This is a genomic window from Curtobacterium sp. MCBA15_008 (genome assembly GCF_001865065.1).
Classification (GTDB): Bacteria; Actinomycetota; Actinomycetes; order Actinomycetales; family Microbacteriaceae; genus Curtobacterium.
The window spans coordinates 114,429-136,565 of the sequence record NZ_MJGN01000016.1 but is presented as its reverse complement, the minus strand read 5'-3'; the positions used below and the strand labels follow the sequence as shown (position 1 = coordinate 136,565).

The 22,137-nt window shown below is 70.2% G+C and carries 19 protein-coding genes and 1 tRNA gene; 10 read left to right on the top strand and 10 right to left on the bottom strand.

Annotation, left to right across the window (positions count from 1 at the left end; all coding sequences use genetic code 11):
- Nucleotides 1-558: 558 nt before the first annotated feature.
- Nucleotides 559-1,701: an AI-2E family transporter gene (locus tag BIU96_RS08815; RefSeq protein WP_071292229.1), complete on the top strand. Its 1,143-nt coding sequence runs from the start codon at nucleotides 559-561 to the stop codon at nucleotides 1,699-1,701.
- 396 nt (nucleotides 1,702-2,097) lie between these two features.
- Here the strand turns inward: BIU96_RS08815 and argG are convergent, their stop codons facing one another.
- From argG to BIU96_RS08790, 4 genes are all read right to left on the bottom strand, one after another.
- Nucleotides 2,098-3,540, bottom strand: coding sequence for an argininosuccinate synthase (gene argG / locus BIU96_RS08810; RefSeq protein ID WP_071292228.1), 1,443 nt, complete (start codon nucleotides 3,538-3,540; stop codon nucleotides 2,098-2,100).
- Between the two features lie 508 nt (nucleotides 3,541-4,048).
- Entirely contained in the window at nucleotides 4,049-4,609 is a 561-nt protein-coding gene (locus tag BIU96_RS19420; protein WP_139199936.1) for a hypothetical protein, read from the bottom strand.
- Between the two features lie 573 nt (nucleotides 4,610-5,182).
- Nucleotides 5,183-5,257 (bottom strand) — tRNA-Arg (locus BIU96_RS08795).
- 13 nt (nucleotides 5,258-5,270) lie between these two features.
- Entirely contained in the window at nucleotides 5,271-6,374 is a 1,104-nt protein-coding gene (locus BIU96_RS08790; protein WP_071292225.1) for an epoxide hydrolase family protein, read from the bottom strand.
- A gap of 66 nt (nucleotides 6,375-6,440) precedes the next feature.
- On the opposite strand from BIU96_RS08790, the gene BIU96_RS08785 reads away from it, so the two are divergent.
- The 3 genes from BIU96_RS08785 (at nucleotide 6,441) to BIU96_RS08775 (ending at nucleotide 8,942) form a co-directional block, all read left to right on the top strand.
- Nucleotides 6,441-7,094 carry a hypothetical protein gene (locus BIU96_RS08785; protein WP_139199935.1) on the top strand — a complete coding sequence of 218 codons (654 nt, stop codon included), beginning with the start codon at nucleotides 6,441-6,443 and terminating at the stop codon, nucleotides 7,092-7,094.
- Nucleotides 7,095-7,147: 53 nt separating this feature from the next.
- Nucleotides 7,148-8,017 carry a PrsW family glutamic-type intramembrane protease gene (locus tag BIU96_RS08780; RefSeq protein WP_083402766.1) on the top strand — a complete coding sequence of 290 codons (870 nt, stop codon included), beginning with the start codon at nucleotides 7,148-7,150 and terminating at the stop codon, nucleotides 8,015-8,017.
- A 64-nt stretch (nucleotides 8,018-8,081) separates the two neighbouring features.
- Nucleotides 8,082-8,942 carry a CPBP family intramembrane glutamic endopeptidase gene (locus BIU96_RS08775; protein ID WP_071292222.1) on the top strand — a complete coding sequence of 287 codons (861 nt, stop codon included), beginning with the start codon at nucleotides 8,082-8,084 and terminating at the stop codon, nucleotides 8,940-8,942.
- Between the two features lie 69 nt (nucleotides 8,943-9,011).
- Here the strand turns inward: BIU96_RS08775 and BIU96_RS08770 are convergent, their stop codons facing one another.
- The 3 genes from BIU96_RS08770 to BIU96_RS08760 form a co-directional block, all read right to left on the bottom strand.
- Complete coding sequence (locus tag BIU96_RS08770; protein ID WP_071292221.1) at nucleotides 9,012-9,506, bottom strand: HNH endonuclease; 495 nt, start codon at nucleotides 9,504-9,506, stop codon at nucleotides 9,012-9,014.
- Nucleotides 9,507-9,862: 356 nt separating this feature from the next.
- Nucleotides 9,863-10,834 carry a C40 family peptidase gene (locus BIU96_RS20390; RefSeq protein ID WP_071292220.1) on the bottom strand — a complete coding sequence of 324 codons (972 nt, stop codon included), beginning with the start codon at nucleotides 10,832-10,834 and terminating at the stop codon, nucleotides 9,863-9,865.
- 283 nt (nucleotides 10,835-11,117) lie between these two features.
- Nucleotides 11,118-11,813, bottom strand: coding sequence for a metal-dependent transcriptional regulator (locus BIU96_RS08760; RefSeq protein WP_071292219.1), 696 nt, complete (start codon nucleotides 11,811-11,813; stop codon nucleotides 11,118-11,120).
- 196 nt (nucleotides 11,814-12,009) lie between these two features.
- Here BIU96_RS08760 and serC point away from each other — a divergent pair, with 196 nt between their 5' ends.
- Nucleotides 12,010-13,125, top strand: a complete 1,116-nt coding sequence (gene serC, locus BIU96_RS08755; RefSeq protein WP_071292218.1) for a phosphoserine transaminase — start codon at nucleotides 12,010-12,012, stop codon at nucleotides 13,123-13,125.
- 151 nt (nucleotides 13,126-13,276) lie between these two features.
- Here the strand turns inward: serC and BIU96_RS08750 are convergent, their stop codons facing one another.
- Together BIU96_RS08750 and BIU96_RS08745 are read right to left on the bottom strand one after the other, a co-directional pair.
- Nucleotides 13,277-14,050 carry a DUF3027 domain-containing protein gene (locus tag BIU96_RS08750; RefSeq protein WP_071292217.1) on the bottom strand — a complete coding sequence of 258 codons (774 nt, stop codon included), beginning with the start codon at nucleotides 14,048-14,050 and terminating at the stop codon, nucleotides 13,277-13,279.
- A complete protein-coding gene (locus tag BIU96_RS08745) occupies nucleotides 14,050-14,427 on the bottom strand; it encodes a cold-shock protein (RefSeq protein WP_022906598.1) in 378 nt (125 codons plus the stop codon). The genes BIU96_RS08750 and BIU96_RS08745 overlap by 1 nt, the downstream gene beginning before the upstream one ends.
- Nucleotides 14,428-14,483: 56 nt before the next feature.
- On the opposite strand from BIU96_RS08745, the gene BIU96_RS08740 reads away from it, so the two are divergent.
- From BIU96_RS08740 to BIU96_RS08720, 5 genes are all read left to right on the top strand, one after another.
- Nucleotides 14,484-14,783: a hypothetical protein gene (locus BIU96_RS08740; RefSeq protein ID WP_071292216.1), complete on the top strand. Its 300-nt coding sequence runs from the start codon at nucleotides 14,484-14,486 to the stop codon at nucleotides 14,781-14,783.
- Nucleotides 14,784-14,811: 28 nt separating this feature from the next.
- Nucleotides 14,812-16,572, top strand: coding sequence for a helicase-associated domain-containing protein (locus BIU96_RS08735; protein ID WP_071292215.1), 1,761 nt, complete (start codon nucleotides 14,812-14,814; stop codon nucleotides 16,570-16,572).
- A gap of 58 nt (nucleotides 16,573-16,630) precedes the next feature.
- Nucleotides 16,631-18,328, top strand: coding sequence for a DNA repair helicase XPB (locus BIU96_RS08730; RefSeq protein WP_071292214.1), 1,698 nt, complete (start codon nucleotides 16,631-16,633; stop codon nucleotides 18,326-18,328).
- Between the two features lie 51 nt (nucleotides 18,329-18,379).
- The gene (locus BIU96_RS08725) at nucleotides 18,380-19,075 is read left to right on the top strand and encodes a response regulator transcription factor (RefSeq protein WP_017888045.1); all 696 of its coding nucleotides are present in this window, start codon (nucleotides 18,380-18,382) and stop codon (nucleotides 19,073-19,075) included.
- A 61-nt stretch (nucleotides 19,076-19,136) separates the two neighbouring features.
- A complete protein-coding gene (locus tag BIU96_RS08720) occupies nucleotides 19,137-20,870 on the top strand; it encodes a cell wall metabolism sensor histidine kinase WalK (protein ID WP_071292213.1) in 1,734 nt (577 codons plus the stop codon).
- 169 nt (nucleotides 20,871-21,039) lie between these two features.
- Here the strand turns inward: BIU96_RS08720 and BIU96_RS08715 are convergent, their stop codons facing one another.
- Nucleotides 21,040-21,564, bottom strand: a complete 525-nt coding sequence (locus tag BIU96_RS08715) for a hypothetical protein (protein WP_139199934.1) — start codon at nucleotides 21,562-21,564, stop codon at nucleotides 21,040-21,042.
- Between the last annotated feature and the right edge of the window lie 573 nt (nucleotides 21,565-22,137).

Here is a 22,137-nt window from a genome sequence, read left to right as displayed (position 1 = left end):
GTGGTCCTACGAGAGGACGAGTTCCAGCAGCGAGCCGGCGACGGGTGCGACCGGGGAGCGGGTGGAACTGGCGAAGAGATCTGTAGCGGACGAGCTCGGAACGGTGGTGGCGGTCACGGCGACCAGCCCTTCGTCGGAGTGATGCGCACTCCGGATTCGACCAGACCGTCTCGCTGCGCCAGACCTCGCAGGCCGCGAGGAGCATCAAGACCACGAGACCTGAGATTCGGCCTGGTCCCCTCACCGTAACGGCGTCGCCGACTCCGGACGAGAAGTCTCCGCAAACCGCATCGAGGGTCGACCCCCGAACTGGGGAGACCGATCTGTCTGTCCACACTTCTGCGGACCGCCTAGAGTGATGGTCGTCAGCGAGTCACACCCGACCGGCGCTCCCCACGCCGGGACCCGCGACGAGCATCGACGCTCCGGCCCTCGAGCACTTCCCTGCAGCTCGGGCCGGAGCTCGATGGCACCGCCGCTGCGGCTTTCGACCGGCCCGGCCCTGCGGGCGACGTCCCCGGTACGGTGGGCGGGCACACCCGCACCCCGAGGAGCCAGATGCCCCTGTTCGGCAACACCCCCAGCACACCGTCCGCCGCCGCCGCACCGACCGAGGTGTCGAAGAAGTGGTCGGACTCCTTCGGCGGCATCGCCACCCGGTGCCTGCAGCTCATCATCGTGCTCGTCATCGCGATCGGCATCGTCTACGCGGCGGCGACCCTCAGCGTCGTGACGATCCCGGTGCTCCTCGCGCTCATCATCGCGTCGGCCATGCACCCCGTCGTCTCGTGGCTCCGTCGACACCGTGTCCCCTCGGTGCTGGCGACGCTCGCGGTGCTCATCGGCGTGCTCGTCGTGCTCGGCCTGGTCGGGTGGCTCATCGTCGTCGCCGTGGTCTCGCAGTGGCCCCAGCTGCAGAAGTCGGCGCTGCACGGCTTCGACCAGCTGCAGGACTTCGCGTCGACGCTCCCCTTCTCGATCGACCAGTCGCAGATCGACGAAGCCGTCAAGGGCATCCAGGACTTCGTCACCAGCTCGCAGTTCGGCTCGGGAGCCCTCGCGGGGGCTTCGGCCACGGCGAACTTCCTCACCGGCCTCGTGCTGATGATCGTCGTCCTGTTCTTCTTCCTGAAGGACGGCCCGCGCATCTGGGAGTTCCTGCTCCGCCCCTTCACGGGCGAGCGCTACCTGCGGGCCCGCCGTGTCGGTGACCGCGTCGTGCAGACCCTCGGCGGCTACGTCCGAGGCACCGCGACGGTCGCAGCCGTCGACGCCATCGGCATCGGCGTGGGCATCGCCATCGTCGGCGTCCCGCTCGCGCTGCCCCTGGCCGTCGTCGTGTTCATCACGGCGTTCATCCCGATCGTCGGTGCGACCGCGGCCGGCATCCTGGCGGCGCTCGTCGCCCTCGTCGCGCTCGGCCCCGTGCAGGCGCTGATCGTGGTCGGCATCGTCGTGCTCGTGAACCAGCTCGAGGGCAACCTGCTCCAGCCGGTCCTGATGGGCAAGACACTCAAGCTGCACGGGCTCGTGATCCTGATCGGCCTGACCGCCGGCACCGTGCTCGCCGGCATCACCGGGGCGATCATCTCGGTGCCGCTGCTCGCCGCCGCCTGGGGTGCGATCCAGGTGTGGGACGGGCCGGACACACCCGCTCGTGCGTGGCGGCAGAAGCGCGTGGAGACCGCCGAAGCGCGCTGACGCGGGACGTCCGGACGCTCGACGGGGCGCGGTGCCGGTGGCGCCGCGCCTCCCGTCCGTCTGCGGGCGGGCGGTCGCGGTCGGTCGCGGTCGGTCGCGGTCGGTCGCGGTCGGCGGCGGGCGGTCGCGCTCGGCGGGGCGGCCGGTCGCGGTCGGCACCACGTTTGCGACAAGGTGCGAGTCGATCGACGCGCGTCTCGTCGCACGATGCACACGCACCAAGTGCACGCGCATGATGCGACATCCCGCGCGTCGATCGACAAGTGGGACGTCGCACGATGCACACGCATCGACAGCCAGCGCGGCTCCGGCCTGCCAGCGAGGACATCGACGCCGGCGCAGCACGACGAAGGGGGCCTCCGCCCGACGCGGAGACCCCCTTCGTACGTGCAGGTGTCAGTCGGTGCCGGAGTCGAAGGCCGCACCCTCGGAGGCGGCGTCCGTCGCGCGACCGAGCGCGTCGTCGGCATCCGTGGTGACGACGGCGCCGCCGAGGATCTCCTCGGACTCGCCAGCTTCGAGCCGACCGACCAGGTCACCGGTCGCGCCGCCGATGAGCCCGGCGGCGGCGTACTGCTCGAGACGCGCACGGGAGTCCGCGATGTCGAGGTTCCGCATCGTGAGCTGGCCGATCCGGTCGTCCGGGCCGAAGGCCGCGTCGCCGACGCGCTCCATCGACAGCTTGTCCGGGTGGTACGACAGCGCCGGCCCCGTGGTGTCGAGGATCGTGTAGTCGTCGCCGCGACGCAGACGCAGCGTGACCTCGCCGGTGACCGCCGAGGCGACCCAGCGCTGCAGCGACTCGCGGAGCATGAGGGACTGCGGGTCGAGCCAGCGGCCCTCGTACATCAGGCGCCCGAGACGGCGGCCCTCGTTGTGGTACGACGCAACCGTGTCCTCGTTGTGGATCGCGTTGAGGAGGCGCTCGTACGCGATGTGCAGCAGCGCCATGCCCGGGGCCTCGTAGATGCCGCGGCTCTTCGCCTCGATGATGCGGTTCTCGATCTGGTCGGACGCACCGAGGCCGTGGCGACCGCCGATGGCGTTCGCCTCGTACACGAGGGCGACCGCGTCGGCGTACTCGACGCCGTTGATCGCGACCGGTCGACCGGCCTCGAAGCGGACGGTCACGACCTCGGTGGCGACCTCGACGTCGTCACGCCAGGCGGCGACGCCCATGATCGGCTCGACGATGTCCAGGCCGCTCGAGAGCTCTTCGAGGCTCTTCGCCTCGTGCGTGGCACCCCAGATGTTCGCGTCGGTCGAGTACGCCTTCTCGGTGGAGTCGCGGTACGGGAAGCCGCGGGCGACGAGCCACTCGCTCATCTCCTTGCGGCCGCCGAGCTCTTCGACGAACTCGGAGTCGAGCCACGGCTTGTAGACGCGCAGTCGCGGGTTCGCCATCAGGCCGTAGCGGTAGAACCGCTCGATGTCGTTGCCCTTGTAGGTGGAGCCGTCGCCCCAGATGTCGACGCCGTCCTCCTTCATGGCGCGGACGAGCATCGTGCCCGTCACCGCACGGCCGAGGGGCGTCGTGTTGAAGTAGGTCTTGCCGCCGGAGCGGATGTGGAACGCGCCGGTCTGCAGGGCGACGAGGCCCTCTTCCACCAGGGCGCTCTTCGCGTCGACCAGGCGGGCGATCTCTGCGCCGTACTCGTGGGCGCGGCTCGGGACGGCGTCGATGTCCGGCTCGTCGTACTGGCCGATGTCGGCCGTGTACGTGCAGGGGATCGCTCCCTTCTCGCGCATCCAGGCAACGGCGCAGGAGGTGTCGAGACCCCCTGAGAACGCGATGCCGACTCGTTCGCCGACGGGGAGACTGCTCAGGACCTTGGACACGGGGTCAATCGTACGGGGAGTCCAGCAGTCCCTACCGTCCAGGCCGACGGTTGTGGACGACCAACGGCCCTCGATCCAGTATTGGGTCGAGGGCCGTTGACCATCATCACTCCTTCGAAGCGCACTCCGGGAGGAGCGCTCGGTACTCTCCCGCTTTCGCTCGACGCTTCACGTCACCGCGGTAGCCCGCCTCCGGGATTGCACCTGTCGACAGCTTCGTGCTTGCGTCGATCGTCGCGCCGTTGGCACACACGGCGATGATCACACCCCCCTCGCCATCCGGCGCCTCGCCACCAATGAGCGAGCCCTCCTTGCCGAGCACTTCACGGGACAGGTCGTACCACGCGTACGAGCGCCCCGGCGGTACGCGCTCCCCAGCCGCCTCGACACTCTCGCCGATCAGTTCCGACGGTGCAGGGTCCGGCCGAGAAGTGCACCCACCCAGTGGGACGACGAGAGCGACAGTCAGCAGCAGAACAGCGGCGGCACGCATTGGTCTCCGGAGGGGCTAGAAGCTCTTGATGTCGCAAGCCACGCGGGCGTTGCCAGGATTGAAAGCGTAGAGCCACCCCGTAGTGCCCGTCACGTAGTCCTTTCCGCCTCCGGTCATGTGCTTCTGGATCTTGTACTTGTACCGAACACCAACGGGATACGCCACGAGCTGCTTGCCCTTTGGCACCTTCCGCTTGCTGCACGTCACCGAGACGTTCTGTGTCGACGACGAGCTGATGTTGAGCTGGCCGGCTGCCCAACCGCGCGTTGCCCCGAAGCCGAGCCCGATCGACCGGGTAGCCGTTGACCCCTGGTTGAGCGAGCAATCCATCGCAGTGTTCCGGGAGCCGCACGAAGCGAGCTTCTGAGTTCCGACATAGCTGCCGACGGAAGACTTACTGATGATCTTGTTGTAGTACGCCCACGCAGCGCGTCCCTGCGCCGCGCCGACCGATGCCCCCGCAGATTCTTCGACTGCATGAGCGGGAGTAACCCCAGCGACAGCAGCTGCGATGACGGCGATCCCTCCGGCGATGGCCGCAACACTACGCCCGTGAATCGAGAACCTTTTGCACATTTCAACCCCATATTCCAACTGCTACATGCCGTATGTCGGGAGCATGACAGTGCAGGCGCGACCTGTCAAAATCGCCCAGACTCGCTGGTCGGGGTATCGGGCGGCGTCGACGCACGAAGCCTCAATGCGCAGTTCGGCAAACTGTCGTGAGCACTCCTGGTGGCCGGTACCCGCGTGCCCTGCGACCACGGACCGCGAGTCTTCATGACATCGATGTGCGACGTTCTCCCCGCTGCACGCATCGCCCTGGCCGCTTCGACTGCGGCCGCGCCGGCCGCCACGCCTCAAGGCCGCGATCCAGGTGGCTGCCGCAAGCGCTACTACCGGTTGTGGGCACTGCTCGCGCCTCCCACATCCCGCCTGCGAGTCGTCCGATTCGCGGCAGAGATCCAGATGCGACCAGTAGCTCGGTTTGCCTAAGAGGCGCGATGAGACTGGGCCGCACTGAGCCGTCAGCAGGACAGTCGTCGATCGATCATGAGACGGCCGCCCAGAACGCGGTCACGTTGATCAACCGCCGCAGCTGATGGTGCCGCCGGAGGGCGCTGCAGGACTCGAACCTCGTCGATCTGCTGGTGCCCCTGGAGGGACTCGAACCCCCAACCGTTTCCTTAGGACGGAACTGCTCTTCCATTGAGCTACAGAGGCTGGCCCGACCACTCTACCGGCGGAACGGCTCCAGGAAGGTGCGGAGCTCGTCGACGAAGACCTCCGGCTGCTCGAACGCTGCGAAGTGCCCACCGCGCTCGAGCTCGTGGTGGTACACCAGGTTGGTCGTGCGCTCGAGCCACTCCTTCGGCGCCCGCACGAGGTCTCCCGGGAAGATCGAGAACCCGGATGGCACCTCGACCCGACGTGCCATCTGCTCGGCGGGGACCGCCGCGTTCGCGTGGTACATCCGCACCGACGACCCGATCGTCTCGGTCGCCCAGTACTCGGTGAGGAGCGCCAGTACCTCGTCTCGCGTGTACACGGACCAGAGGTCGCCGTCGCAGTCGCTCCACGACCGGAGCTTCTCGACGATCCACGCCGCCAGCCCCGCCGGGGAGTCGTTCAGCGCGACCGCCACCGTCTGCGGCTTCGTGCGGTGCAGCATCGCGTAGGCACCCTCGTCCGTCCGCCACCGGTCGGTCTCGGCGACGAAGGCCCGCTCGGCCTCGGACAGTGTGGACGCGTCGAGCCCCGGCCACGCGAGTCCGCCGTCGATCCGGTGCACGGCCACGACCCGGTCGGGGTGGTCGAGCGCGAGGTAGCGGACGACGTGCGTGCCGATGTCGCCGCCGGACACCGCGAACCGGTCGTACCCGAGCTCGGTCATCAGCGTCGCCCACATCCCGGCGACCCGGCGTGCGTCGATCGGCTGCGGCGGCGCCTCGGAGAACCCGTACCCGGGCATGTCCGGCACGATGACGTCGAACCCGGCGTCGACGAGCATCGGCAGCACCTTCCGGTAGCGCCACCCGGAGTCCGGCCAGCCGTGGGCGAGCAGGAGCGGCAGCGCGTCCGGACCACCCGCGTGGGCGTGCAGCACGTGGACGCTGATGCCGTCGACGACCACCCGGCGCGAGGGGAGTGCCGCGAGTTCGGCCCGGTGCGCGTCGAAGTCGAAGCCGTCCGCCCAGTACTCGACGAGGGGCCGGAGCTCGTCGACGTCCACGCCGAGCGACCACCCGAGTCCGGACGGGGCGTCGGGCCACCGGGTGGCACGGAGACGGGCGCGGAGGTCGGCGATCGTCGCGTCGTCGATGAGCGGGGTGGCTGCCATGACCCGACGCTACGACGCAGCCCCGACGGTCGCACGCCCGGGTCCGATCACTGTGAGGATGAGGCCATGGGGACGACGGGGGACGACGGGGGACGCGGCGTGACCGACTGGCAGCCGGGCGCTCCCGTGTGGGCCAATCCCCCGGCGGCGAGGCCCCGCCTGCCCGTTCCTGGCTGGCCCGTCTGGGTCGTCTTCGGCGTGCTGCTCCTGCCGAGCGCCCTCGGCCTCTGGTTCCTCGGGGCCGCGAAGGACTCGGCACCGCAGCACATCGCCGAGCTGCGTCCCCTGGTCGGACACTCCGTCGTCGTACAGGGCGTGCTCACCGACGTCGACACCACGTCCGGGATGCCGAAGGAGACGCCGCACTACGCGATGACGATCCCGGACGACGTCGACGACCCGGCTGCCGGCAGCACGATCACGGCCGTCGGTGACGAGACCTGGGGCTTCCCGCCGTCGAGCGACCACCCCCGCAGACTGTCGTTCCTCGTGGTCCTCGACGACCCGCCGCACGCGATCGACCACGGCCCCGTCGGGTCGGTCCACGCGCCGACCGCGACGACGCTCGCCACCGCCGAGCAGGGCGCCAGTCGACTGACGGCGCTCTGGATCACCGCCGTCGTCGTGTTCTGGGGCTGCACGCTCGGCCTCCCGGCTCTGGCGATCACGCTGACCGTGCGGCGACGGCGGGCGAGGGCACATGCCCACGCAAGGCCGTAGAAGCAGGCACGCATCAATCCCGCGTGTCTTCAGCGTGCTGATAGCTTCAGCACATGTCGCGACCCCGTGGGACCGTACCGCTCATCGTCGGCCTCGGGGGCGCTGCTGCCGGTGTGCTCCTCGGACGCTGGGGCGGCTCGCTGCTGCTCACCGTCGACCGCGCGGCCTCGGGCGGTGACGACCGGCCGACCTACCCCCTACTCGTGGTGGTCGTCGCCGCGATCATCGGCATCGGCGTCCCGCTGGTCGCGATCGCCTGGTACTTCCGCCAGAAGGTCTCCCTCGCGGACACACCGCACCGGCGCCAGGCGCTGTGGATCGGGCTCGCCTGGGGGACGATCGCGATGCTGCTGGCCGGGGTCCTGAACGGCCCGGCCACGATGCTGCCCGGCGGCGCGATCTGGCCCGGCCTCGTCGAGGAGTTCGTGAAGCTCCTGCTCCCGGTCGTCCTGCTGCTGTCCGCTCGCACGTACCGTTCGCCGCGGCTCGGCGCCTGGCTCGTCCTCGTCGCCGCGGCCTGGCTGGGGTTCCTCGAGGGAGTCAGTTACATCATCACCGCGGTGGACCCGATCCTCGACGGCGGTCCGGCGCCGTCCGATGCGCCGTTCGTCATGATGATGGACGTGCTGATCCGCACCATCGTGGAGGTCTCGCACCCCCTGATCACGGTCGGTGCCGCGATCGTCATCTGGCTCGCAGCGAAGTCGCTGCCGGCCTGGCGGGCGTTCGGCATCGGCCTCCTCGCGTACGTCGGCGCCGCCGCGATCCACGGACTCAACGACGCGGTGATCAACGGCCCTGTCCGCGACTGGAGCGTGCCGGCGAGCATCGTGCTCGAAGCCGTGTACGTCGTCGCGGTCTTCGCGTTCTGGTTCCGACCGCAGGTCCTCCGACTGCAGCGGGACCGGACCGACGCGCGGTGAGACCACGACCGAGACACCGCTCGACGAACCGACCGAGCAACCGACCGAGCCACCAGGGGATCAGATGACGGACCAGACGACGGATCAGACACACGCGAACGCTTGGCAGCGGTTCTGGCAACGGGGCGGGTGGTGGCGCGCGGTCCTCCTCGCAGCCCTGTACCTGGCCGTGTACTTGGGCCTCGGCCAGCTCCTCGGCCTCGTCATCCGGCCGTACATCGACCTGGACAACCCCTACGGCGACGTGACGAGCGTGCTCCTCGGGTCGATCCTGCCGATCGGCCTGATGGGGCTGCTGCTCCTGGCGTTCGCGGCGACGCTCGGCTGGGTGCCGCGGCTGTTCCGCCGCCGTGCCGACCGGGCACCGCGGTGGATGTGGATCGCCGTCGTCATCACGATCGTGCCGCCGATCCTCAAGGTCTTCGGCACCGACTGGTCCCGCTTCACGCCGACGCTGGTGCTCTCGATCCTGTTCTTCGGCCTCTGCGTCGGGTTCGCCGAGGAACTCCTCACCCGCGGCGTCGCCGTCGAACTGCTGGAACGCCACGGGTACAGCGAGCGAGCCGTCTTCGTCCTGTCGTCCCTCGTCTTCGGACTGATCCACCTGCAGAACCTGCTCGGCGGCGGCAACCCGCTCCTCGTCTTCGCGACCGTCGGCTACGCGATGGGCTTCGGCGCGATGATGTTCCTCGCGCTCCGGGTCAGCCGGTGGCTGATCGTGCCGATGCTCCTGCACGCGCTCACCGACCCGACGACCCTGATGGCGGTCGGCGGCCTCAACGACGCGCACGCGGTGGTCACGGGTGGCTCACACGCCCTCGTCACGTTCGCGTCGCTCTTCAACTTCGTCTACATCGTGTTCGGGATCGTCGCGATCTTCCTGCTGCCGGGCCGCCGGGCGCGCGCCCTGGACCGGACCAGCTGACGGACTGGAGGCGCGTGGCGAGCCCGCCACGCGCCTCCAGTCCGACACGGCGACAGCCGCGACGGGCCGCTACGCGGCCACCAGGTACTCATCCCACTCGGACTGCGGGCGCTCGATGCCGCGCACCACCCACGACGACCCGTGCGGCGCCTTCGGGCGGAAGCGCAGTCGCCAGCCCATCTCCTGCGGGGTGCGATCGCCCTTGGTGTTGTTGCACGCGAGGCAGCAGGCGACGAGGTTCTCCCACGAGTCCTCACCACCGCGGGAACGCGGCTGGACGTGGTCGATCGTGGTCGCGTGCCGGTCGCAGTACGCGCACCGGTTGGCGTCCCGGCGCAGGACCCCGCGCCGGGAGACCGGCACGAGCCGGGAGTGCGGGATCCGCACGTACCGGGTCAGGATGATGACGGACGGACGGTCGTAGGAGGACGTCGAGCCCGTGACAGGGTGCTCGAGGTCCGCGGCGACGATGGCGGCCTTCTGGTTCATGACGAGCACGAGGGCCCGACGGAACGAGATTACCGCGAGGGGCTCGTAACCGGCGTTGAGGACGAGAGTGCGCATGGGTTCCCTTCCGACGTGCCTGGACGGCTTCCAGGCGGTGCGGGTGCGTCGGGCCGGGGCACCCGCTCAGGTGACCGTCGCTCGCGTCCACGACCCCGGAACCACGAAGAGCACCACCCGGATGGGCAGTGCTCTCGTCATGCAGGGGTGTGCTCGTGCATGCAGGCGGTGGTCGACCATATGTCGACGTGCGCGCGCCGACCCATGGTGCGGGTCGTGCGGAACGATGACATGAGGTCTCCCTGTGCGGACCGGATCGGACCGGTGCAGCAGCAGGGTACGTCAGAAACCGGCCCGGCACGAGGGTGTGCGGGCCGGTTCCGGCGATGTTCACGGGATCGAAGCCCGCGGTCGGCTCAGATGCCGAAGCGGACGATGTGGTAGTCGCTGGTCCAGATCGGGCGGATCGAGACGGCGCCGCCGGGCTTCGGGGCGTCCATGATCATGCCGTTGCCCATGTAGAAGCCGTCGTGCGCCTCGTTGTTGAAGATGACGACGTCACCCGGCTGCGCCTCGGACTCGGGGATCGTGGTGCCGGCCTGGTCCTGCAGCGGCACCGAGTGCGCCAGGTTGATGCCGTACTGGGCGTACACGAACATGACGTAGCCCGAGCAGTCGAAGCCGGACGGGTCCGCACCACCGAAGACGTAGGGCGTGCCGATGTACTGCTTGGCGGTGGCGACCACGGCCGGCAGCGAGAACGGGGTCTTCGCGGCGCTGGCCGACGCCACGTAGTCGGAGGCGCTCGGGCCGGTGTAGGCGGCGTACTGCGACGCGGTCTGGGCACGTGCGGCCTGCGTGGCTGCGGCCTGGGACGCAGCCTGCTTCGCGGCGGCGTCGGCGGCCTTCTTCGCTGCCTCGGCGTCGAGCGTGGACTGCGCGGTGGCGCCGTAGCCGTCGCGGTTGGTGCCGGCGAGGGCGACCGCGTCGGACACGGAGAAGTTCTGGGCCTCGGTGGTGCGGATCGCACGCTGGGCGTTCGCGGCGTCGGTGCTGCTCGACTGCTGCGTGGCAGCGAAGGCCGGGGCGACCGCGACGGTGCCGAACATGCCAGCGGCCACGGTCAGGACGACCGGCGCCAGGAAGCGACGCTTGCGGGCCGACGAGCTCGCCTTGGTGTCGGCGGCGGTCCGAGCGGCCTGCGCGGCACGACGACCGCCGGGGAGCGGTGCGTCACGGACGGGCGTCACGCGAGCGCTCCGGGTGCGGGGCACGTCGGTCTCGCTCTGCCGGACGGCGCGGCGCGAGAGCGGGGCATCGGTGGCGTTCGCGGTGTTCGTCGGGTTCACGGGCGTCTGGGCGTCCGCGGCGGAACCGGTCTGCGTCAAAGGGGTGTCTCCGGCGTCTCGTCATCACGTCCGCGTGGGTGACCGCGGGCCGCGCAACCCCATCCGTTCGTCATCGTTTCCGATCGAGACAGGAGACGGGTTCGAGACGTCCTGTCACGGGTCCTGGGCCTCGTGGGTGGCCGGCGGACTCGTCGAGTGTACGTGCCGACCGTTACCTTGTCGAGATGAAAACGCCGCTTTGTAACGGAACGGTAAAGAAGCCCTGATCAGAGCGCAAAAAATGCCGTTCCCCCAGATGCAGGGGCATCGCCGGCCGAAGTCCCTACGGACGCTCGATGTAGACGTGCTGCGCGACCTCGCTCGGCAGCTCGATGCCCGAGTCCTCGCCGTCGACCCGGACGGCCACGTAGGCGCCCGCACGCTGCACGCTCGCCAACCGCCCCGGCATGACGCCGGCCGATCGCAGCTGGTGGAGGAGCTCCGGCTCGAACTGGACGGGTTCGCCCAGGCGCCGGATGACACCGGTCGCGACGGCGTCGGTGCCCTCGGTCGCGGCGACGATGTTCTGCACGCCGTCGAGGAAGCCGGCTGCCGCGGGGCCGCCGATCTCGGCGAGGCCGGGGATCGGGTTGCCGTACGGCGACTCGGTCGGGTTGCCGAGCATCTCGAGCAGGCGGACCTCGACCTGTTCGCTCATGACGTGCTCCCAGCGGCAGGCCTCGTCGTGGACGAACGCCCAGTCGAGTCCGATGACGTCGGAGAGCAGCCGCTCCGCCAGGCGGTGCTTGCGCATCACGTGGGTCGCGCGGGAGCGCCCCTCTTCCGTGAGCTCGAGGTGCCGGTCGCCGGACACGACGACGAGGCCGTCGCGCTCCATGCGGGCGATGGTCTGCGAGACCGTGGGACCCGAGTGGCCGAGGCGCTCCGAGATGCGGGCGCGCAGCGGAACGATCGCCTCCTCCTCGAGGTCGAGGATGGTGCGGAGGTACATCTCCGTTGTGTCGACGAGATCGGTCACGGTCCGCCTCTCATGTCTGGGCCCAGCGCGCCCCACCCTACTTGTTCGGGGCGTCGAGGACTGACCAACACTTGCGTGGTGCAAGAAACTCCCGTCCGGCGTGGGTCGGCTGCGGCCTGGAGGCACGGTGCGGGTCCGCCCCGTCCGGCCGGTGCACGGTCACGAGCGCTGGGATACCGCTCGTTAGGATCGGTGCATGGCAGACATCGTCATCCCCGCCGACCTCCTCCCGACCGACGGACGATTCGGCTGCGGCCCGTCCAAGATCCGTGGCGCGCAGCTCGAGTCCCTCGTGACCCGCGGGGCGACGATCCTCGGTACCTCCCACCGCCAGAAGCCCGTCAAGGACCTGGTCGGCAGCGTGCGCGCCGGACTCGCCGACCTGTTCGACCTGCCCGAGGGCTACGAGGTCGTCCTCGGCAACGGCGGGTCGACCGCGTTCTGGGACGCCGCCGCGTTCGGGCTCATCGAGCGTCGCGCCGAGAACCTGTCCTTCGGCGAGTTCGGCTCCAAGTTCGCCAAGGCCGCCGCCGCCCCGTGGCTCGAGGCGCCGCACGTGCTCGAGGCCCCGGGTGGCTCGCTCGCGACGCTCGAACCGGTGGAGGGCGTGGACGTGTACGCCTACCCGCACAACGAGACCTCGACCGGCGTCATGGCTCCGGTCGTCCGCGCCGCGGGTGACGACGGCGCGCTCACCGTGGTCGACGCCACGAGCGCTGCCGGTGGTGCGGCGTTCGACGTGAGCGCCACGGACGTCTACTACTTCGCGCCGCAGAAGAACTTCGCCTCGGACGGCGGGCTCTGGCTCGCCCTGTTCTCCCCCGCCGCCCTCGAGCGCGTCGAGCGCATCGCGGCGAGCGGCCGGTACATCCCGGAGTTCCTGTCGCTCAAGAACGCCGTCGACAACTCGCGGCTCAACCAGACGCTGAACACCCCGGCGCTCGCCACCCTGATCCTGCTCGACGACCAGGTGCAGTGGATCAACCAGTCCGGCGGGCTCACGTGGGCCGACACCCGCACGAAGACCTCGTCCTCGACGCTGTACGACTGGGCGGAGTCGGTCGACTACGCGACGCCGTTCGTCAGCGTGCCGGAGCACCGGTCGCAGGTCGTCGCCACGATCGACCTCGACGACTCGATCGACGCGAAGGCCGTCGCCGCGACCCTGCGCCAGAACGGCATCGTCGACACCGAGCCGTACCGGAAGCTCGGCCGGAACCAGCTCCGCGTCGCGACCTTCACCGCGATCGACCCGGACGACGTCGCGAAGCTCACGCGTGCGATCGACTACACGGTGAACGCGCTGCGCTGACCCGGAGTCGCGCCCGGTCGGTCGGCCGGTCGCTCGCTCGGCCGGCCGGCCGGTCGCTCGCGCGATCGCACAACGCAACGGGGGGCGGTTGCTCGCAGCGGTACTCCGCTGTGAGCAACCGCCCCCGTTGCGTGTCGGGAGGCGCCGGGCGTCAGGACCGGTGCTGGTCCGGGTCGGTCTCGCTCGGGTCGAGCTGGTCGACCTCGAGGTCATCGTCGGGGTCGACCGGACGGACACGGCGGGCGCGACGGCGAGCGCCACGGGACGGCTGCGGGGCCTCGTCCTCGGCCTCGTCGTCGTCATCGTCGTCGGCGTCCGAGTCGTCTTCGGCGTCGGTGTCCACGTCGAGCTCGTCGACGTCCACGCCGTCGATGTCGTCGTCGTCCGACTCGTCGAGGTCGTCCTCGTCGGTGTCGAAGTCGTCGTCGCTGTCGTCGTCGTCGGACTCGGCGTCGTCTTCGTCGTCGTCATCGTCCGACTCGTCGTCGTCGTCCGACTCGTCGTCGCCGTCGAACTCGTCGTCGTCCTCGTCGTCGGACTCGTCGTCGTCCTCGTCAGTCTCGTCGTCGTGCGCGTGCTCCGAGTCCTGCCCGGCCCGGTACTCCGCGAGCCGATCCGACCACGGCACCCACTCCGGCGCGACGAGCGAGCCGTCGCCCGGCATGAGCTCGACCTCGAGCACGCTCGGCTCGTCACCCTCGACCTGGGCGATCGAGACGGTCCAGCGCCAGCCCGGGTACCCGGACATGCGGTTGGCGAACAGGACGGAGACGACGCCGTCGCCCTCGTCGACCGTGCCCGCCGACGCCCCGACGGTCGATTCCGGGGTCACCTCGAGCAGGGCCTTCCGCGCGAGCGCGGTGAGGTCGGGACCGGGGACCGGTGCGGTGGGCTCCGTGGTGGAGGAGGGATCGATGTCGGTCATCACGCGTCCAACTGGTCAGCGACGTGCCGCAGGATCGCGGCGATACGGGTGCCGTTCTTCGGGTACCGGCCGTGCCGGAAGTCCCCGCTGATGCGGTCGAGTTCCTTCACGAGGTCCTCGACGATCACGGCCATGTCGTCCGCCGAGCGGCGGGACATCTTCGCGAGGGACGGCTGCGGGTCCAGGAGCCGCACGGACAGCGCCTGCGACCCCTTCTTCCCCTGGACCACGCCGTACTCGAGGCGCGATCCGGCCTTCACCGACGTGACGCCGTCGGGCAGCGAGGACGCGTGCAGGAAGACGGGTTCGCCGTCGTCGCCGGTGATGAACCCGAACCCCTTCTGGTCGTCGTAGAACTTGACCTTGCCGGTGGGCATTCGTCGGTCTCCTCGTGGTCGTGGTTCGGCCGTGGTGCGTCGGATATCCTGGGTCGATGGCCAAGCCGACCCGATCGACCGGGAACACGCAGGACTCCGCGGATTCCCCGGTGACGTTCAATCGTACCGAACGCGCACTCGCGTTCATGGTCGGCGGGATCTTCATCGCCGCGTTCCTCTGCATGGCAGCCATGATCGTGATGTGGTTGACCGCCCCGAGCGTCCAGGGCTCGATGCCGTGGCCGGTCATCATGGCGATCCCGCTCATCGGCTTCCCGATCGGCATGGTGCTCGTCTTCACGTTGCTCGCGATCACCTGGACGCGCAGGGCACGAGCGAACCGGACGGCGCGCTGAGGCCCGCGCCGGACGATCGCGGCGGACGATGACGACCACCGCAGACCTCGCCGCCCGACTCCGGGCGATGCCCGACGATGCCCTGGAGCGGCTCGTCCTGGCCCGGCGACTCCCGACGGCGGTGTTCGGCGAGACCGGCCCGCTGCGCATCTCGGACTTCTTCGACCTCGCCGAGGCACTCCGCACCGACGACGCGGTGGACGCCGCGATCGAGCACCTGCCGCGTGCCACGCTCCTCGCCCTGCGCGACGGCACGGGCGACGTGGACGCCCTGGCCCCGGCGGTCACGCTCGGCCTGGCCGACGACGACGGCCGCGTCGACGACGCGGTCACGGCCCGGCTGGCCGCCCACCCGGACCTCGTGGGTCTGCCTGGAGGCACGGCGCACCCCCGCCCCGCCGCCCCCGACCCGCAGGCGGTCGACGCCGCGACCGCCCGGACGGTCGGCGCGGAGCACGCCTTCGCGACGATGACCGTGCTCGCCGAGCTCCTGCGCGCCGTTTCCGAGGGTGCCGTGCGCGAACTCGTGAAGGGCGGCATCGGGACCCCCCTGGCGAAGGCGCTCGGCGAACGCGCCGGCGCCGACCCGCAGGTGGTGCCGCACCGGCTCGGGCTCCTCGAGCGGATCGGTTTCGCGAACCCGTCGGACGGCACGTGGACGACCACGGCCGCCGGCGACGCCTGGCTCGTCGCGAGCTGGCCGGACCGCTGGTCGACCCTCGTCGCGGCGTGGCGCGATGCGCTCGACCCCGCCGTGCAAGAGGTCCTCGCCGTCGCGGGGGACGACCTCCGCGACCTCGTCGCCGTGGGCCGCTGGGCCTTCCCCGCCGGGGCGCGGTGGCTCGACGCCGTCCTGCTCGACGTCGCGGGTTCGGCGGACGCCCTCGGTCTGGCGGTCGACGGGCTCGTGACGAGCACCGGTCGCGCCCTGCTCGACGGCGACGCCACCCCGGCTGCCGAGGACCTGCCGCCGACGGTGGACGGCGTGTACCTGCAGCACGACCTCACGGTGATCGCCCCCGGTCCCCTCGCGCCGGTCGACGACGACGCGCTCCGGAGCGTCGCCGTCCTCGAGGCGCCCGGGCTCGCCGCCCGGTACCGCATCTCGGAGGACTCGCTCCGCCGGGCCTTCCGGGCCGGACTCACCCGTGACGAGGTCGTCGCGCTGCTCGAACGCCTCTCGGCGACCGGGCTGCCCCAGCCCCTCGCCTACCTGGTCGACCAGGTGTCGTCGCGCGACGGCAGCATCGTCGTCGACGTCGGCGCGGACGGCCTCGGCACCCGGGTGCACGGCACCGCCGACCAGCTCGACCTCATCGGGGTCGACGCCGAGCTCCGGCAGCTGGCGTGGGAGCGCAGCGAGCTGACGACGCTCCTGACCCGCTACCCGCCGCACGTCGTCCACACGGCGCTGGAGGACCAGCGATACCCGGCCGTCCTGACGGCCGCAGCCCGCCCCGCGACGGGATCCGTGCCTCCAGGCCGCCGACGCGCGGGCGGACGCAACCCGGAGCAGGCGGCGCACGCGCTCGTGGAGCGGCTGCGGGTGACCACCGAACGCGGCGACGCCGAACCGGAGCAGGAGTGGCTCGGGCGGCAGATCGACCTCGCCGTCCGCGGGCGCACCCCGATCCGGCTGACCGTGCGGATGCCGGACGGCACGGAACGGCCGTTCTCGATCGTCCCGACGTCCGTCGCGGCCGGGCGCGTCCGCGGGCGCGACACGGCTGTCGACGTCGAACGGACCCTGCCGCTCTCCCTCGTCGTGGCTGTGGAGAGCGACGCCTGATTCCACAGGACGGTCGGTCCGCGCCGGTTCGCAGCCGCGCGGCATAGGCTCATCCGTCATGAACGGACCGCTGATCGTGCAGAGCGACCGCACCGTGCTGCTCGAAGTGGCACACCCTGACGCCGAGGACGCGCGGCACGACCTCGCCGTGTTCGCGGAGCTCGAACGCGCCCCGGAACACGTGCACACGTACCGGATCACGCGCCTCGGTCTCTGGAACGCGCGCGCGGCCGGACACGACGCCGAGAGCATGATCCACACGCTCGAGCACTTCGCGAAGTTCCCCGTCCCGCAGAGCGTCACCGTGGACATCCGCGACACCGTGGCGCGGTACGGCCGGCTCGTCATCCGGCGCGAGGAACGCCCGGACGCGCCGGCGATCGCGAACTCGCCGTCCGAAGAACTCGAGCTCCAGCCGGTGCTGCTCCTGACCGCGACGGAGCCGTCGGTGCTGGCCGAGGTCATCCGGTCGAAGCGCATCAAGCCGCTGCTCGGCAACATGCGGTCCCCGGAAGAAGTGGAGCTGCTGCCCTGGGCCCGCGGGCAGATCAAGCAGGAACTCGTGAAGCTCGGCTGGCCGGCAGAGGACCTCGCCGGATACACGCCCGGGCAGCCGCACCCGATCGACCTGGACACGTCGGAGTGGCACCTCCGTCCGTACCAGGAGCAGGCCGTCGACACCTTCTTCGCGCAGGGGTCCGGGGTCGTCGTGCTGCCCTGCGGGGCCGGCAAGACGCTCGTCGGCGCCGGCGCGATGGCCACGGTCAAGGCGACGACGCTCATCCTCGTCACGAACACCGTGTCCGCACGGCAGTGGCGGTCCGAGCTGCTGCGCCGGACGACCCTCACCGAGGACGACATCGGCGAGTACTCCGGCAGCGTGAAGGAGATCCGTCCGGTCACGATCGCGACCTACCAGATCCTGACGGCACGCCGGAAGGGCGAGTACACCCACCTGTCGCTGCTCGACGCCCTCGACTGGGGCCTCATCGTGTACGACGAGGTCCACCTGCTCCCCGCGCCGGTGTTCAAGCTCACCGCCGACCTGCAGGCCCGTCGGCGTCTCGGCCTGACCGCGACCCTCGTGCGCGAGGACGGTCGCGAGGGCGACGTGTTCTCGCTCATCGGCCCGAAGCGGTACGACGCCCCCTGGAAGGAGATCGAGGCGCAGGGCTACATCTCCCCCGCCGAGTGCTTCGAGGTCCGCATCGACCTGCCGCACCAGGACCGCCTCGAGTACGCGGCGTCGAGCGACGACGAGCGCTACCGGCTCGCCGCGACGTCCCCGGCGAAGACCCCGGTCGTCCGCGAGCTCATCGAGAAGCACCGCGGTGAGCAGATCCTCGTCATCGGGCAGTACATCGACCAGCTCGACGCGCTGGCCGAGTCGCTCGACGCGGCGGAGATCACCGGCGCGACCCCGGTCGACGAGCGCGAGCGTCTCTACCAGGCCTTCCGCGAGGGCACGATCGACGTGCTCGTCGTCTCGAAGGTCGCGAACTTCTCGGTCGACCTGCCCGACGCGACCGTGGCGATCCAGGTGTCGGGGTCGTTCGGCTCCCGCCAGGAAGAGGCGCAGCGTCTCGGGCGACTCCTCCGCCCGAACAAGGACGGCCTGCCGGCGTCGTTCTACACCCTCGTCACGCGGGACACGGTCGACCAGGACTTCGCGCAGAACCGGCAGCGGTTCCTCGCCAAGCAGGGCTACTCGTACACGATCCTCGACGCGGACCAGATCCAGACGCCCGTGGGCTGACGTACGCATCGCTCCCAGGAAACCCCGAGGGAACGGTCAGAAGATAGGACCATGAGCGATGGCCCCAAGATCCTGATCGTCGACGACGAGCCGAACATCCGCGACCTCCTGACGACCTCGTTGCGCTTCGCCGGCTTCGCCGTGCGTGCGGTGGGCAACGGTGCACAGGCGATCTCCGCCGTGCTGGAAGAAGAGCCGGACCTCATCATCCTCGACGTGATGCTCCCCGACATGAACGGCTTCGGCGTCACCAAGCGCCTCCGCTCCTCGGGCTACACCTCGCCGATCCTGTTCCTCACCGCGAAGGACGACACCGAGGACAAGATCACCGGCCTCACCGTCGGCGGCGACGACTACGTCACGAAGCCGTTCTCGCTCGACGAGATCGTCGCCCGCATCAAGGCCATCCTCCGTCGCACCATGAACGACGAAGAGGACGCGATCATCCGCGCCGGCGAACTGACGATGGACCAGGACACGCACGAGGTCACCATCGGCGACGCGCAGATCGAGCTCTCCCCGACCGAGTTCAAGCTGCTCCGCTACCTCATGCTCAACCCGAACCGCGTGCTGTCGAAGGCGCAGATCCTCGACCACGTGTGGGAGTACGACTTCAACGGCGACGCCGGCATCGTCGAGTCCTACATCTCGTACCTGCGGCGCAAGCTCGACCAGTACTCGGCCGAGCCGATCATCCAGACCAAGCGCGGCTTCGGCTACATGCTCAAGGCGTCGAAGGCCTCCTAGTCACGTCTTCACGGCGGCCGTCCGGTTTCACCGGGCGGCCGCTGTCTATCGTTGGGGCAGCATGCACACGCGAATGAGCCGCTGGTGGGACGGGATCTCCCTGCGCACCAAGATCACCGGGATCACGGTCCTGCTGGTCGCGCTCGGCCTGCTCGTCGCCGGACTCGGCACCATGACGGTGCTGTCCACCTACCTGATGTCGCAGCTCGACAACAGCGTGAAGAACACGACCGAGCAGCTCGAGGGCCAGAACATCAGCGACGGCGAGCAGTACTGCAAGCTCTCCGTCGTGCTCTCGCAGAGCGCCTACGTCGCCGCGTACAACTCCGACAGCGACCGGATCTGCCAGACGAAGGCGTCCAGCCGACCGGACATCCGCCAGCTCGACTTCTCCGCCGCGGCGCAGAGCGGCGTGCGGTTCTCGCTGTACGACAGCCAGCACAACCACGAGTGGCGCGCGCAGGTCATCCCGGCGTCGCTGCAAGACCAGACGAGTGGCAGCACCGAGACCGGGTACGTGCTCGTCGCCGTCTCGAGCGCCGACACCGACCAGACGATCGCGCGCTTCACGGTCATCTTCCTGGGCTTCGGCATCTCGGTGATCCTGCTCGGGGCGATGCTCACCCGGCTCCTCGTCACCGCCACGTTCGACCCCCTGCGCGACGTCGAGGACACCGCTGCGCGCTTCGCCGCCGGCGACTTCAACCAGCGCCTCGAAGCCGACACCCCGAACACCGAGGTCGGCCGCCTCAACCGCTCCCTCAACTCGATGCTCGAACGGATCGACTCCGCATTCGAGGACCGGCAGCGCACCATCGACCAGATGCGCCGGTTCGTCGGCGACGCCTCGCACGAGCTCCGGACGCCGCTGGTGTCCCTCCGCGGGTACGCCGAGCTGTACCGCATGGGTGCCCTCCGCAAGGAAGAGGACGTCGCCCAGGCGATGGAGCGCATCGAGAAGGAAGCCCAGCGCATGGGCCTCCTCGTGCAGGACCTCCTCCAGCTCGCCCGCATCGACGAGTCGAAGCCGCTCGAACTCGGTCCGGTCGACCTCGTCGCCATCGCCCGCGACTCCGCGCTCGACACGATGGCGTCCAACCCGGACAGAGAGATCCAGGTGCTCGTCGAGGACTCGGTGACCGGCGAGAGCGTTGCCCAGGCAGTCCGGCCCCCGACGTCCGCGTTCGGTTCGGCAGCATCGACGTCACCCTTCTCCGAGACCGGCGAGGTCCCGCCGGCGTCGCCCACCTCGGCGAACACCACCGGCCCGATCGCGTTCTCGCGGCAGACCATCGCGCGACTGCGTGCCCGCCGGACCCGCGCGATGAGCGTCGACGCCCTCGCCCCGACCGACGAGACCACGCCGCTCCCCACCGTCGTGCTGCCGCAGCGTCCGCCGATCGTCCTGGCGGAGGAGAACAAGATCCGGCAGATCGTCACGAACCTCATGGGCAACGCGATGCGGTTCACCGAGCACGACGACCCGATCGAGATCGGCATCGGCGTGGACGACGAGCGTGGCATGGCGCACCTCGACGTGATCGACCACGGCGAGGGCATCCCGCCGCAGCTCCGCGACAAGATCTTCCAGCGATTCTGGCGCGCGGACACCTCGCGCGCGCGGGACACCGGCGGCTCGGGCCTCGGCCTCGCCATCGTGTCCGGCATCGTGGCGGCGCACAACGGCTCCGTCGAGGTCTTCGACACCGAGGGCGGCGGCGCCACCTTCCGCGTGTGGCTCCCTCTCCTCCCCCGCGACTACACCCCCGCCCCGCCCGCACCCCCCGCCGCCTGACGCGCGCGCCAGCCCGCCGTCGCGCGCCGGCCCGACTTCCGCCGAGATCGCACTTCGTGCCGCCCGTCGATCGTCGAGGTCGCACGACCTGCCGCTCGCCGCACCCCGCGGAGGCACTTCGTGAGACCTCGGCGGCACGGCCGCGGCAAGTCGTGCGATCTCGGCCGGCTCAGGCGCCGCCGATGCCCGACGCGCGCGCCGTGAATGCCTGGCGAAGTCGCTCGAACAGCACCGCCGGCCTCCGCGCATCCATCTTGTTGGCGTGCAACACCAGCCATCCGGCGACCGTCATCGCGTTGTCCCGCCGCTGGCCGTGCTCGAACGTGCCGCGGTCTCGGTGGTGATCACCGTCGTACTCCAGCGCGATGCGGGCAGCTGGCCATGCCATGTCGACCCGGGCGAGGAACCGCCCGGCATCATCCACCACCTCGACCTGCAGCTCCGGCTCGGGGAAACCCGCATCCACGACCGCGAGACGCAACCACGTCTCCATCGCCGATTCGGCCCCGACGCGGATCCGTTCGATCGCCGCCCGAGCGACACCGACGAACCGTTCCCCCGGTGCGATCGTGGCCGCCAGCGCATCGATCGACGTCAGGCCGCCGACACCGACGAGATGATCGCCGACGGCGACGAGCTCGGCCACCGTGAGCAGCGAGGCACACTCCCGCCAAGCCCGTGCGGGGGTGCTCACCGGGACACCGTGTCGCTCCACGAAGTCCGCCCTGGCCCGCCGCCGGTGCCCCACGACGGTCGGTCGGCGCATGAGCGCTCCGGACCCGACCGTCGTCACGTGGACGGCTCCCTCGTGTTCCCGAGGGAGCGGGGCGCCCCACAGGCCAGCAGCGGTCGTGTGGCTGCAGTACTGGTCAGGACGAATCACCAGGGCCACGGCAGCGACCATCGGCAGCGACGGATCCGCCGTGCGGACGCCGTGGATCGGCCGGACAAGATCGCGCCGACGCAGTCTGCCCGGATCGATGCCGATGGCGAGGGCGTCGCATACGCGGAACGCGGGCGCATCGACTCCGGCGGGGAGAGCACGAGGAGCAGGCATGGCCAGAGTGTGGCGGCGAGGTGCCGGACGTGACCCGACGAGGAGCCGAACTGTGGAGAACAGGAGGAGCCGCGCCTCCTGTGCGTTCTGCGCTGGTCGCACAACATGCCGCGCACCGATCGCGGGGGTCGCTCGAACTGCCGCTCGTCCGCCGCGCAGGCGGCAGTTCGTGCGACCTCGGCCCCATCCTGAGCGCCCCGGCACCTCGGC

Excerpts from the sequence above, each read along its gene's own strand:
- BIU96_RS08775 (WP_071292222.1), top strand. The coding sequence starts at position 8,082 with ATGACGGACCAGACGACGGATCAGACACACGCGAACGCTTGGCAGCGG.
- BIU96_RS08740 (WP_071292216.1), top strand. The coding sequence starts at position 14,484 with ATGGCCAAGCCGACCCGATCGACCGGGAACACGCAGGACTCCGCGGAT.
- BIU96_RS08745 (WP_022906598.1), bottom strand. The coding sequence starts at position 14,427 with ATGCCCACCGGCAAGGTCAAGTTCTACGACGACCAGAAGGGGTTCGGG.
- BIU96_RS08770 (WP_071292221.1), bottom strand. The coding sequence starts at position 9,506 with ATGCGCACTCTCGTCCTCAACGCCGGTTACGAGCCCCTCGCGGTAATC.
- BIU96_RS08790 (WP_071292225.1), bottom strand. The coding sequence starts at position 6,374 with ATGGCAGCCACCCCGCTCATCGACGACGCGACGATCGCCGACCTCCGC.
- BIU96_RS08785 (WP_139199935.1), top strand. The coding sequence starts at position 6,441 with ATGGGGACGACGGGGGACGACGGGGGACGCGGCGTGACCGACTGGCAG.
- serC (WP_071292218.1), top strand. The coding sequence starts at position 12,010 with ATGGCAGACATCGTCATCCCCGCCGACCTCCTCCCGACCGACGGACGA.
- BIU96_RS08725 (WP_017888045.1), top strand. The coding sequence starts at position 18,380 with ATGAGCGATGGCCCCAAGATCCTGATCGTCGACGACGAGCCGAACATC.
- BIU96_RS08720 (WP_071292213.1), top strand. The coding sequence starts at position 19,137 with ATGCACACGCGAATGAGCCGCTGGTGGGACGGGATCTCCCTGCGCACC.
- BIU96_RS08815 (WP_071292229.1), top strand. The coding sequence starts at position 559 with ATGCCCCTGTTCGGCAACACCCCCAGCACACCGTCCGCCGCCGCCGCA.
- BIU96_RS08730 (WP_071292214.1), top strand. The coding sequence starts at position 16,631 with ATGAACGGACCGCTGATCGTGCAGAGCGACCGCACCGTGCTGCTCGAA.
- BIU96_RS08735 (WP_071292215.1), top strand. The coding sequence starts at position 14,812 with ATGACGACCACCGCAGACCTCGCCGCCCGACTCCGGGCGATGCCCGAC.
- BIU96_RS19420 (WP_139199936.1), bottom strand. The coding sequence starts at position 4,609 with ATGTGCAAAAGGTTCTCGATTCACGGGCGTAGTGTTGCGGCCATCGCC.
- BIU96_RS08780 (WP_083402766.1), top strand. The coding sequence starts at position 7,148 with ATGTCGCGACCCCGTGGGACCGTACCGCTCATCGTCGGCCTCGGGGGC.
- BIU96_RS08750 (WP_071292217.1), bottom strand. The coding sequence starts at position 14,050 with ATGACCGACATCGATCCCTCCTCCACCACGGAGCCCACCGCACCGGTC.